Annotated in this window: 9 protein-coding genes; 2 read left to right on the top strand and 7 right to left on the bottom strand. The window is 71.6% G+C overall.

From position 1 onward, the window contains the following. Positions 1-143: 143 nt before the first annotated feature. The 6 genes from rpmA to AB0J90_RS02610 all read right to left on the bottom strand — a co-directional run bounded on the left by rpmA (position 144) and on the right by AB0J90_RS02610 (position 7753). Entirely contained in the window at positions 144-401 is a 258-nt protein-coding gene (gene rpmA / locus AB0J90_RS02635) for a 50S ribosomal protein L27 (protein WP_326556236.1), read from the bottom strand. Between the two features lie 49 nt (positions 402-450). Further along, positions 451-765, bottom strand: a complete 315-nt coding sequence (rplU, locus tag AB0J90_RS02630) for a 50S ribosomal protein L21 (RefSeq protein WP_326556235.1) — start codon at positions 763-765, stop codon at positions 451-453. A gap of 163 nt (positions 766-928) precedes the next feature. Next, positions 929-1519 carry a hypothetical protein gene (locus AB0J90_RS02625; protein ID WP_363591442.1) on the bottom strand — a complete coding sequence of 197 codons (591 nt, stop codon included), beginning with the start codon at positions 1517-1519 and terminating at the stop codon, positions 929-931. 166 nt (positions 1520-1685) lie between these two features. Next, positions 1686-4775: an Rne/Rng family ribonuclease gene (locus tag AB0J90_RS02620; RefSeq protein ID WP_363591440.1), complete on the bottom strand. Its 3090-nt coding sequence runs from the start codon at positions 4773-4775 to the stop codon at positions 1686-1688. 138 nt (positions 4776-4913) lie between these two features. Beyond that, entirely contained in the window at positions 4914-5633 is a 720-nt protein-coding gene (locus tag AB0J90_RS02615; RefSeq protein WP_363592157.1) for a TIGR03936 family radical SAM-associated protein, read from the bottom strand. A 143-nt stretch (positions 5634-5776) separates the two neighbouring features. Continuing rightward, positions 5777-7753 carry a TIGR03960 family B12-binding radical SAM protein gene (locus AB0J90_RS02610; RefSeq protein ID WP_363591438.1) on the bottom strand — a complete coding sequence of 659 codons (1977 nt, stop codon included), beginning with the start codon at positions 7751-7753 and terminating at the stop codon, positions 5777-5779. Between the two features lie 161 nt (positions 7754-7914). Here AB0J90_RS02610 and AB0J90_RS02605 point away from each other — a divergent pair, with 161 nt between their 5' ends. Continuing rightward, the gene (locus AB0J90_RS02605) at positions 7915-9687 is read left to right on the top strand and encodes a hypothetical protein (protein WP_363591436.1); all 1773 of its coding nucleotides are present in this window, start codon (positions 7915-7917) and stop codon (positions 9685-9687) included. A gap of 81 nt (positions 9688-9768) precedes the next feature. Then, on the top strand, positions 9769-11241 hold the full coding sequence (locus AB0J90_RS02600; protein WP_363591434.1) for a cryptochrome/photolyase family protein: 1473 nt from the start codon (positions 9769-9771) through the stop codon (positions 11239-11241). A 28-nt stretch (positions 11242-11269) separates the two neighbouring features. On the opposite strand, the gene AB0J90_RS02595 is transcribed toward AB0J90_RS02600, so the two are convergent. After that, positions 11270-11962, bottom strand: coding sequence for a lysophospholipid acyltransferase family protein (locus tag AB0J90_RS02595; protein WP_363591432.1), 693 nt, complete (start codon positions 11960-11962; stop codon positions 11270-11272). Between the last annotated feature and the right edge of the window lie 196 nt (positions 11963-12158).

The following is a 12158-nucleotide window of genomic DNA, read 5'->3' as shown; positions in this document are numbered from 1 at the left end:
CTGAACAAGCCTGCCACGGAACGCGCCGATCGGCCCGTGACGCGGCATCGACTGCCCCTCGTGCCAGTCGGCCCGTGACGCAAACAGCGAAGCGGGCCGGGACACTCAGGTCCGCGGCCCGCTTCGCCGAATGGAGAAGCTAACTACTGTGCCGCCGGCACGATGCTGATGACCTTGCGGCCACGCTTGGTGCCGAACTGGACCGCACCCGGGGCGAGCGCGAAGAGCGTGTCGTCGCCGCCGCGCCCGACCAGGTCGCCGGGGTGGAACTTGGTGCCACGCTGCCGGATCAGGATCGTCCCGGCGCTGACCACCTGGCCACCGAACCGCTTGACACCGAGCCGCTGCGCCTGGGAGTCGCGACCATTGCGCGAGCTGGACGCACCCTTTTTGTGAGCCATCTGAGGACGACCTAACTTTCCGCTGGACTCTTACCCTGCCGCCGACTGCTTACTTACCGTTGGAGATGCCGGTCACCTTCACCTGGGTCAGCGGCTGACGGTGCCCCTGACGCTTGTGGTAACCGGTCTTGTTCTTGAACTTGTGGATCCGGATCTTCGGGCCCTTGGTGTGGGCGGCGATCTCGCCGGAAACCGCGACCTTGGCGAGCTTGGCCGCGTCGGTCACCAGGTCGGTGCCGTCGACGAGAAGCACCGCGGAGAGCGTCACCGCGTCGCCAGGCTCACCGACGAGCTTCTCGACCTCGATCACGTCGCCCTCGGCGACCTTGTACTGCTTGCCGCCGGTCTTGACGATCGCGTACATCGGAGGCGGACTCCCTGTCGTTGAGGCTGTTGGGATGCTGTTCGCGGCTGCTCACCTCGGCCGCACGAATGCGGGGGCGGGCACGCGAGAGCTTGGCGCCAAAGGTGCGCCGCAGGCTAGCGTACGCCATGGGCGGTCGGGCGCCCAAACCGGGCCCGGCGGCTCAGCTCCCGCAGAGCTGGGAGATGCGCTCGTTCAGCGACTCGAGCTTGATGTCGTCGATCGAGTTCGCCTCGGGCTTCATGGTACTGACCTGCGTCGCCAGCTCGCCGAGGGTGCTCTTCAGGGTGGCGTCGGTGGCCTTGGCGGCGTGCCCGCGCAGCGCCGTGGTCCACTCGGCCAGCCCCTTCTCCGCCCGGCCCCGGGCCGCTGTCGCGGCGGCGTTGTCACCGTCACTGGTCGCCTGCATCACGGTCACCATCTCGGTGATAAACGCCGTACCCAGGTCGGTGTTGGTCTTCAGTGCCGCCGCACAGACCTCCTTGGCGTTACCCCCGGCCGGGGCGACCACCGGCGGCGGCGGATTCGCCGGGGCGCCGGCGCCACCGGTGGCACCGCCGGGTGCCTCGCTCGAACGGGCCGGGGGCATTCCGCTGGCGTCGGGCGCGGGGGAACCCGAGACGGTCGGAGCGGCCGTACCCGACGGGGCCTGCCCCTCCGTCTTGGGACGCTCGGCGGCACAGCCGGAGCCGATCAGCAGGACGGCGGTGAGTACGGCGGTGGTGATGACGGCGGCCGGCAGCGGGCGTCGCATCTGTGTCTCCTCGCGAGGGGTGCGGATGGTAAAAGGCCCCTTCCAGTCGCATTTTGGCCTGGAAGGGGCCTTCTCAGCGCTCGGCCCCTAGTGCACCGCACCGGCGCGTCGTACGCAACCGGTGCGGAGCACAAGATCGATCAGGTACGGCGCGCTCGGGTACGGATCAGGGGCGGGTACGCCGCCGCGTGCCACCGCGACGCGAACGCCGCCGGCCACCGACACCGCCCTCGGTCGGCTCGCCGTCCTCGTCGAGTTCGCCGCTGTCGCCCAACGCGTCCGGGTCGTCGGCCCCGGCCAGCCGGGCAGACCCGGTCGGCTGGGTGTCGGTGTCGTCCGGCGCCTCGGTCGTGTCGACCTCGTAACGCGACAGGTCGTACCCCATGGTGTCGATCTCGTCGGAGTCGGCGATCTCGACCGCGACCCGCTCCGGCGCCGCGCTCTTGCGGGCCCGGGTACGCCGGCTGACCGCCGGTGCCTCGGTCGCCGTGGCGGCCGGCGCGGCGGTGCTGCTCGGTACGGTCGCCGACGCCACCGCCTTCACCCGGTCGCCGCCACCGTTCGTGCCGGCCGGGGGACGCTTCTCCGGCACCGGCTCGGTGTGGATGATCACCCCGCGGCCCTTGCAGCAGTCACAGGTCTCGCTGAACGCCTCCAGCAGCCCGGCACCGATCCGCTTGCGGGTCATCTGCACCAGACCCAGCGAGGTGATCTCGGTGACCTGGTGCTTGGTCCGGTCCCGGCCGAGGCACTCGGTGAGCCGGCGCAGCACCAGCTCACGGTTGGACTCCAGGACCATGTCGATGAAGTCGATCACGACGATGCCACCGAGGTCGCGCAACCGGAGCTGGCGGACGATCTCCTCGGCCGCCTCCAGGTTGTTGCGGGTGACCGTCTCCTCGAGGTTGCCGCCGGCACCGGTGTACTTGCCGGTGTTGACGTCGACGACGGTCATCGCCTCGGTCCGGTCGATCACCAGGTGACCACCGGAGGGCAGGTAGACCTTGCGGTCCAGGCCCTTGAGGATCTGCTCGTCGATCCGCCGCTCCACGAACACGTCGCCCGTACCGGTGTGCCGGTGCAACCGGGCCACCAGGTCCGGCGAGACGTGCGCCAGGTACGACTCGACCATTGCGTACGACTCGTCGCCCTGCACGACCAGCTCGCGGAAGTCCTCGTTGAACAGGTCCCGGACCACCCGGATGACCAGGTCGGGCTCCTCGTAGAGCAGCGCCGGGGCGCCACCCTCGGCGGCCCGCGCCTGGATGTCCTCCCACTGCGCCTGCAGCCGCTTGACGTCGCGGGCGAGTTCGTCCTCGCTGGCACCCTCGGCGGCGGTCCGGACGATCACGCCCGCGCCGTCCGGGACCAGCTTCTTGAGTACGTCGCGCAACCGCTTGCGCTCGTTGTCCGGCAGCTTCCGGCTGATCCCGGAGGCGTTGCCGTTCGGTACGTAGACCAGGTGCCGGCCGGAGAGGGCGATGTGGCTGGTCAGCCTCGCGCCCTTGTGCCCGATCGGATCCTTGGTCACCTGGACCAGCACCGCGTCGCCGGAGCGCAGCGCGTGCTCGATCGAGCGGGCCCGTCCCTCCAGGCCGCTCATGTCCCAGTTGACCTCACCGGCGTACAGCACGGCGTTGCGGCCGCGCCCGACGTCGACGAACGCCGCCTCCATGCTCGGCAGGACGTTCTGCACCTTACCCAGGTAGACGTTGCCGGCCATGGTGCCGGAGGTGGCGCGGGTGACGTAGTGCTCGACCAGCACCCCGTCCTCGAGCACGGCGATCTGCGTACGGTCGCCGCGCTGGCGGACCACCATCACCCGGTCGACCGCCTCGCGGCGGGCCAGGAACTCCGACTCGCTCAGGATCGGCGGCCGGGTACGGCGCTGCTCGCGCCCGTCCCGCCGGCGCTGCCGCTTCGCCTCCAGCCGGGTGGACCCGGAAACGCCCTGCACCTCGTCGGAGGTCCGGCGCGGCTCACGGATCTTGACCACGGTGTGTACGCCGTCTTCGGCGCCCGTACCGCCCTCGGGGCTGTCCCCGGCGCCCTTGCGGCGGCGACGACGGCGACGGCGGGTCAGCCCGTCGCCCCCGTCGGTGTCGTCTTCCTCGTCGTCTTCCGCCTCGGCCTCGGCGTCGGCCTGCGCCGGTTCCTCGGCTTCCTCGTCTTCGAGTTCGTCGGTCGGGCCCTTGCCCCGACCCCGGCCCCGACGTCCGCGACGGCGACGACGGCGGCCACCGGCCTCGTCGTCCTCGTCGTCTTCGTCCTCGTCCAGGTCCACCGGTTCCGACTCGCCGTCGGTCGCGGCGTCGGTGACCGGCTCGACCAGGTCGACCACCTGCTCGGCCGGCTCGCCGGTACGGCGGCCACGCCGCCTGCGGCGGGAGGTCTCGACCGGCTCGGCCTCGACCTCCTCGGCCATGATCTCGTTGTCGGTGGCTGCGACGACCGGCTCGATCAGCACCGCCGGCGGCGGGGTGGTCGGCCGGGCCGGCGGGATCTCCGGTTCGGGAGCCATGAACAGCACGGTGGGCGCGGAGAGGGCGGCGCGACGGCGACGGGTGCGCGGCACCTCCTCCTCGGCCGGCTCGGCGAGGTCGGGGCCGCTCGGCGCGGTCGCGGCCGTCGGCGGTACGGCGACACCCGGCGACACCTGCTCCGCGTCGGCGGAGGGGGCGGCCGGCTCGGGCGCGGCCGGCGCGACCGGCGGCGTCACCGCGGTCGCCGCAGGCTCGACGGGGGTGTTCTCGGGCTCGGCCTCGGCCGCCGCCGGTACGGCCTTGCGCCGCCGGGTACGGGTGACCTTGACCGGCGGGGTGGGCTCGGGCTGTTCGCTCGACCCTGGGTCGGCGACCGGCGCAGTGCCCGTGAGCTGGGTGGAGTCTCCGCCAGAGGCGGTCAGTTCGGGGTCGGCCTCGCCACCCGTGCCGAGTTCACCGGCAACCGCGGGCGGTTCGTCCCGCTTGTCGGCGGTGGTGGCCTTTCGGCGCCGCCGGGTGACTTTCGGCGCCGGCTCGGTGTCTCCGGCGACCGGGGCGAACACCTCGGCCTGGGGTGCCTCGTCGGAACCCGTACGGGCCTCGCCCGGTGCCTCGACCGGAGCGCCGCCCTCGGTCGACTCGGCGGTGGCCGACGGCGTACGCCGCCTGGTGGTACGGGTGCGCCGCACGGGCGTGGTGTCGGTGGTCTCGGCGGGGTCACCGGCCGGCTGGGAGCCGGTCCGTTCGCCGCCCTCGGGCTCGTTGTCGAGCATTGGACGTTCTCCAGTTCTGGCCGCCCCGGGCGCGGGTGAGCGCTGCCACGCAGGGTTGCCGCAAAGGTGTTTCCGGCAGCGCGTCCAGGTGCACGACTACCGAAGTCTGGCTAACACTTGAGCGCTGGCCGGAATCGACTAGCGTTCACCGATGGTTGCCCCGTCGCGGTCCGCCTCCAACGGATCCGCGATCGCCCCGTGCGCGGTCAACGTGCCCTGCGCCAGCCGGGTAGCCCTTGGCGGCACCGGCGGCTCCAGGTCGGCCACCACGCGGAGGCCGGAAAGGACGTCATCGGGTCGTACGGACGGAGTGACCTGCCGTATGACTAGGTCGAGTATCGCACACGGTACGCCCGCGACCTCGGAAGGTGCCCCAGTCTGGTCGATCACATCGAGCCTGTTGACTGCCTCCCGGGCGTCGAACGTACGCCGGCCCTGCTTGGTCAGCCGCTCGACCAGTACCTCGGACGAGGCCCGGAACTTCTCCACCGCCTGCCGTGCCACGTCGGACTCGATCCCCGGCAACTCGATCCGCCAGTGCGAGGCGTCGATCCGGTCGGCCAGGCTCCCGCCGTGCGCGACCACCACCTCCAGCACGTCGAGTCCGGGCGACAGGGAGGCGTCCAGGGCGAGCCGCAGTGCCTCCGGGTCGACCTCCGCCTGCAGCCCGACCTCCAGGTACTCCGCCTCGCTCGCGGTACCGGTGGGTGCCGCGCTGGCGTACGAGATCTTGGGGTGTGGGGTGAAGCCCTGGGAGAAGGCCACCGGTACGCCGGCACGGCGCAGCGCCCGCTCGAACGCGCGGGCGAAGTCGCGGTGCGAGGTGAACCGGAGCGGCCCGCGCTTGGCGTACCTGATCCGGATCCGCTGTACGACCGGCGCCTGACCACCCTCTGGCTGGTTTTTCTTGCTGATCGTGGTGCTCCTCGGTGTGGCGGCCGAGCGGGCGTGGCCCGTCCGGCTCGGATGGGTACGGCCTGCGGCGGCCGGCGGCGGCCTGGTCAGGCGCCGGCCGGCGCTCGCAGTCCGGAGTTGACCGGGGTGAGCGGCAGCAGTTTCTTGCCGGTCGGCCCGATCTGGATCTGGGTGTCCATCGAGGGACAGACACCGCAGTCGAAACACGGGGTCCACCGGCAGTCGTCCTGCTCGAACTCGGACATCGAGTCCTGCCAGTCCTGCCAGAGCCAGTCCTTGTCCAGGCCGGAGTCGAGGTGGTCCCAGGGCAGCACCTCCAGCTCCTCGCGCTGTCGGGTGGTGTACCAGTCGAGGTCGACACCGAAGGCCGGCAGCACCTCGGCGGCGGCGGTCACCCAGCGCTGGTAGGAGAAGTGCTCGCTCCAGCCGTCGAACCTTCCGCCGCCCTCCCAGACCCGGCGGATCACCGCACCGACCCGGCGGTCACCGCGGGAGAGCAGCCCTTCGATCAGCGACGGCTCGCCGTCGTGGTAGCGGTAGCCGATCGCCCGGCCCAGCGACCGGTCGGAGTTGATCGCCTGCTTGAGCAGCCGCAGGCGGTTGTCGATGACCTCCGGCGTCTCCATCTTCGCCCACTGGAACGGGGTGTGCGGCTTGGGTACGAAGCCGCCGATGGAGACGGTGCACCGGATGTCCTTCGACCCCGTCGCCGCCCGCCCGGCCTTGATCACCTCGTGCGCGAGCCGGGCGATCTGGAGTACGTCCTCGTCGGTTTCGGTGGGTAGCCCGCACATGAAGTAGAGCTTCACCTGCCGCCAACCGTTGGTGTACGCGGTGACCACGGTGCGGATGAGGTCTTCCTCCGACACCATCTTGTTGATCACCTTGCGGATCCGCTCCGAGCCGCCCTCCGGTGCGAAGGTCAACCCGGTGCGGCGACCGTTGCGGGACAGCTCCTGGGCCAGGTCGATGTTGAACGCGTCGACCCGGGTGGAGGGCAGCGAGAGGGATACGTTGCTGCCGGCGTACTGCTCGGCCAGGCCGGAGCACATGTCGCCGATCTCGGAGTGGTCGGCCGAGGAGAGCGAGAGCAGGCCCACCTCGGAGAAGCCGGAGAACTCCAGCCCGTCGCGGACCATCTGCCCGACGGTGGTGATCGACCGCTCGCGTACCGGACGGGTGATCATGCCGGCCTGGCAGAACCGGCAACCCCGGGTGCAACCCCGGAAGATCTCCACCGCGTACCGCTCGTGCACCGTTTCGGCGAGCGGGACCAGGGGCTTCTTCGGGTACGGCCACGCGTCGAGGTCCATCGTCGTGCGCTTGTGCACCCGGAACGGCACGTCCGCCCGGTTCGGCACGACCCGCTGGATCCGGCCGTCGGGCAGGTAGTCGACGTCGTAGAACTTGGGCACGTAGACGCTCTCGGTCCGGGCCAGCCGCAGCAGCAGCTCGTCGCGCCCGCCCGGAGATCCCTCGTTCTTCCACTGCCGCACGATCGCGGTGATCTCGAGTACGGCTTCCTCGCCGTCGCCGAGCACCGCCGCGTCGATGAAGTCGGCGATCGGCTCCGGGTTGAACGCGGCGTGCCCACCGGCCACGATCACCGGGTCGGCGTCGGTCCGGTCGGCGGCGAGCATCGGCATGCCGGCCAGGTCGATCGCGGTGAGCAGGTTGGTGTATCCCAGCTCGGTGCTGAACGAGATGCCGAACAGGTCGAAGGTGCCGACCGGCCGGTGCGCCTCGACGGTGAACTGCGGCACCCGGTGCTCGCGCATCAGCGCCTCAAGGTCCGGCCACACCGCGTACGTCCGCTCGGCGAGCACGTCGGGCTGCTCGTTGAGCACCTCGTAGAGGATCTGTACGCCCTGGTTGGGCAGGCCCACCTCGTACGCGTCCGGATACATCAGCGCCCAACGTACGGTCGCCGAGTCCCACTCCTTGACCACTGCTCCCAGCTCGCCGCCCACGTACTGGATCGGCTTGCTCACCTGGGGCAACAGTGGCTCGAGCTGCGGCCAGATGCTGTTGCTGTGGCCGGTCGTGGTCGTCGGGACGCTCATGACCGCCAAGGGTACGCGGCGCGCCCGGCAGACCGGTCGCCATATGCCCGACCGGCCGCGTACGTCGCCGGGGCGTGGAAGTTGATGCCCGTGTGGCCGTCGATGCCGCAGTGGCCCGCCGCTACTACCCTCGTACGGGCGCGCGAGAGGAGCACAACCCGATGCCGGAGCCACAGCCGGAAGTCACCCCACCGGCAGGCCAGTCCCGACCGTCCGAGCCATCGGCCCCCGCCCCGACACCGGAGCGGCGGCCCACCGAGCCGACCGCCATCGCGGACCCGGAGCCACCGACCTCCCCCACGGCGGCACCCGAGAGCACGGACGAAGGCCCGACCGGGGCAGCCGACCCGCCCAGCGGGGCGGAGAAGCAGGTGGCCGGCCCGGACGCCCGCCCGACCGGTACGGCAGCAGCCGACGCCGTCACGGCCGAGCCGCCGACAAAGGCGGAGTCGCCGACAAAGGCGGAGTCGCCGCAAGCCTCGCGGGACACGCCTCCGACGAAGATCCAGGAGACCACGGCAGCCGCTACGGACGAGCCTGCGACCAGGGCGGAGACGCCGCAGACCGGAGACGGTTCGGCGGACCGGGTGGACGAGCCGGCGACCGAGCCGGCGCCGCCGCGCTGGACCGGATCGGCGGCAGTGCCTCCACCCGCGCCGAAGAAGCGCCGTTCCCTGGGCGGCGGCAGCCGTGGCGTGCCGGCCCCCCGCAATCCGACCCTGCGGCTACCGGCCGTCGAACCCGACAAGCACGACCAGGGCCATCCGGGCCAGGGCCACCCCGGTCAGGGCCATCCGGGCCAGAGCCATCCGGGCCAGGGCCACCCCGGTCAGGGCCATCACGACCGGGGCGGCCACGGTCACAGCCACCACGGTCAGGAGGTCCCGGACCGGGACACCCCGGTCGACCCCTGGGCCGCGGCGGATCCCGAGCCGTGGGCCGCGCACGTGGCGTCGATCTCGCCGGCCGAGCCGTACCATCCGGTCTCGCCCGCGGATCCGTACCGGCCGACCTCGCCGGCCGAGCCGTACCAGCCGATGCCGCCGGGGCCGGCGTACCCGCCGGTCGCACCGGCCGAGCCGTACCGGCCGGTTTCGCCAGCGCAGGCGTACCCGCCGGTTTCGCCGCATCCGCCGGTGCGGCCGTACCCGCAGACCCGGCCGTTCTCGGCGGGCCCGGCGCCGGCCCCGCCGGCCGCCGTTCCCCCGCCACCGGCCCGGCCGGGGCGGCCGGCGGCCCCGGCGCCCGCGCCGGTGGCGAAGGTGCCGGCGAAGTCCCGGCGTGGTCGCCGTGACGACCCGCCACCCGGTAACGGTCCCACCTCCGCGCCGCCGCCCGGATGGCGCGCTCCTCCCGGGTACGTGGCGGTGACCGGCCGGCGTCGGCGGCGCTGGCCGAGGGTGATGTTGGTGCTCTCGCTGCTCGGCGTCGCCTGCTGCTGCGGCGTGCCGGGCTGGTACGCCAAGCCGATGTGGGAGCAGTACCCGGTCACCGCCACCCTGCCGGCCGAGGTGTTCGACCTGCACAAACGGGAGGACCGGGCGAGCGAACAGCTCACCACCCAACTCAAGGAGCAGATGGCCACGAGTGACCTGTTCGGCGACACCTTCGCCGGGGTCTACACCGACCCGAACCAGAAGGTGGTCACCATCTTCGGCAGCACCGGCTTCCGGTGGAACCCGGAACAGGATCTCGACGCCGCGATGGCACAGCTCGGCAACGAGTACGCGCTGAGCGACGTCCAGGCGATCGACACCGGGGTACGGGGCGAGTTCCAGCGCTGCGGCGTCGGCCAGGCCGGACGCAGTGACGTGGTGGTCTGCTCCTGGGCCGACCACGGCAGCCTCGGCACGGTCCTGTTCACCCAGCTGTCGGTACAGGACAGTGCGGACCTGCTGACCCGGCTGCGGACCGAGATCATCCGCCACGAATGACCATACTTCATGTGACCGGTGACACAGTCGATCCACGGGCGGGCTACGGTTGATCCCAGCCTGGCCGTGCAGAATCGGGCTATGTCGCGGCGCTGGATCTTCGCAGACCAACTCGGGCCGCACTTCCTCGACGACCACGACCAGCAACTACTCCTGATCGAGTCGAAAGCGGTGTTCCGCCGCCGCGCGTTCCACCGGCAGAAGGCCCACCTGATCCTGTCCGCGCTCCGGCACCGCGCCGCCGAGCTTGGCGACCAGGCAACGTATGTACGGGCGGAGACGTACCGGGATGGCCTGCGGCAGGTTCCCGGACCGATCGAGGTCTGCCAGCCGACCTCACGTCGAGCCCGTGACCTGGTGCGGTCGCTGGAGCGGGTGACCGTGCTGCCGCCACGCGGTTTTGTCACCAGCACAGCCGACTTCACCGCCTGGGCCGACGACCGGCGCGGTGCGATGCGGCTGGACGACTTCTACCGCCACGCCCGACGCCAGCACCGGGTGCTGCTCGACGGCGACGAACCGGTCGGCGGCCGGTGGAGCCTCGACGCCGACAACCGGCAGCCGCCGCCGAAGGACTCCGAAGGCCTCGACGTACCCCTGCCGCCGCTGCCGCAGGAGGACGACATCGACGCCGAGGTCCGGTACGACCTGGACCGGTGGGCGGCCGAGGGCATCAGGTTCGTCGGCCGCGACGGGCCCCGGCTGTTCCCCGCCACCCGCGCCGAGGCGACCGCCCGGCTGCGGCACTTCCTGCACCATCGGCTACCGAAGTTCGGGCCGTACGAGAACGCGATGCTCAGCACCGACCCGTTCATGGCGCACAGCCTGCTCTCCCCGTCGTTCAACCTCGGCCTGCTCGACCCGATGGAGGCGATCCGGGGCGCCGAACAGGCCTACCGGGAGCAGCACGCCCCACTGTCCAGTGTGGAGGGATTCGTTCGGCAGCTCCTCGGCTGGCGGGACTTCGTCTGGCACCTCTACTGGTACTTCGACGCCGGTCACCGAGGCGGCGACCGGCTCGGCGCCCGCAGGTCGGTGCCCGCCTGGTTCGCCGACCTCGACGCCGACGCGGTGCAGGCGCGCTGCCTCGCCGACGTCCTCGCCGGGGTACGCGACCGCGGCTGGGTCCACCACGTACCCCGGCTCATGGTGCTCGCCAACTACGGGTTGCAGCGCGGCTGGCGCCCGTCGGAGCTGGTCGACTGGTTCCAGCGGTCGTTCGTCGACGGCCACGAGTGGGTGCTCACGGCCAACGTCCTCGGCATGAACCAGTACGCCGACCTCGGCCAGGTGAGCACCAAGCCGTACGCGGCCGGCGGGGCGTACGTCAACAAGATGAGCGACTACTGCGGCGGCTGCCGGTACGACCCGAAGCAGCAGCTCGGCGAGCACGCCTGCCCGTACACCGCCGGACACTGGGTCTTCCTCGACCGCTTCCGCGAGCGCCTGCCCGGCAATCCCCGGATGGCTCGCAGCCTGCGTCAACTCGACCGGCTCGACGACCTACCCGCGATCCGGGAACAGGAGAAGCGACGCGGGTCGACGGCACCGTGACCCGGAGCCGGGTCGGCACCGGCCGCAGTCAGCCGTCGGTGGGGTCGGAGGTGGGGCTCACCCGGGCCGGTGCGTAACGCGGCACGTACTCCTGGCCGGTGAGCCGCTGGATCTCGGCCATCAGCTCGTCGGTGACCTCCCGCAGCGAGGTGCGGTCGTCCTGCCGCCCGCTCACGTCGATCGGCTTGCCGAAACGCACCACCACACCGCGCACGTTGGGCCTCGGCACCCGTACACCGATCGGCTGGACCCGGTCGGTGCCGATCATGCCGACCGGGATGATCGGCACCCCGGCCGCCATCGCCAGCCGGGCCGTGCCGGTACGCCCCCGGTAGAGGCGTCCGTCGGGTGACCTGGTGCCCTCGGGATAGATCGCCACCAGCTCACCGCTGCGCAGCACCGGGATCGCGCCGTCGAAGGCCGACAGGGCGGCCCGCCCGCCACCGCGTTCGACCCGGATCGCGCCCAGCCCGCCGATCACCGAGCGGCTCAGCCAGCCCCGGAACCCGGTCCCGGTGAAATACTCCGCCTTGGCCCAGAAAGAGATGTGCCGGGGCACCACCGAACCGAGGAAGAGTTCGTCGGCAACCGAGAGGTGGTTGCCCGCGATGATCGCGCCGCCGCTGGTCGGTACGTTCTCCAGCCCCTCGACCGTCGGCCGCCAGACCAGGTTCATCGCGGTACCGACGGTGACTTTGCCGACGGTGTAGAGCAGCGGCACGCGGCCTCCCCTGGTCAGCGCCGGGCCCACCGGTCGCGACGGCCCTCGCCGCCGCACCGATGGTAGGCCAGAGTCGCTCCGACTTCAGCATCGCCAGCGTTCCATCTCACCGCCCGCCGGCCAACCCCCTTCCGAGCACCGCCATCGACGCCTCGCCCAGCGTCGAGCGCCGCCGCACGGTGATCAGGAGGGGCCC

The sequence above is a fragment of the Micromonospora sp. NPDC049523 genome, from assembly GCF_040676775.1.
Classification (GTDB): domain Bacteria; phylum Actinomycetota; class Actinomycetes; order Mycobacteriales; family Micromonosporaceae; genus Micromonospora_G.
The sequence above is the reverse complement of the archived record's forward strand: the minus strand, read 5'-3'. Positions and strand labels throughout refer to the sequence as shown.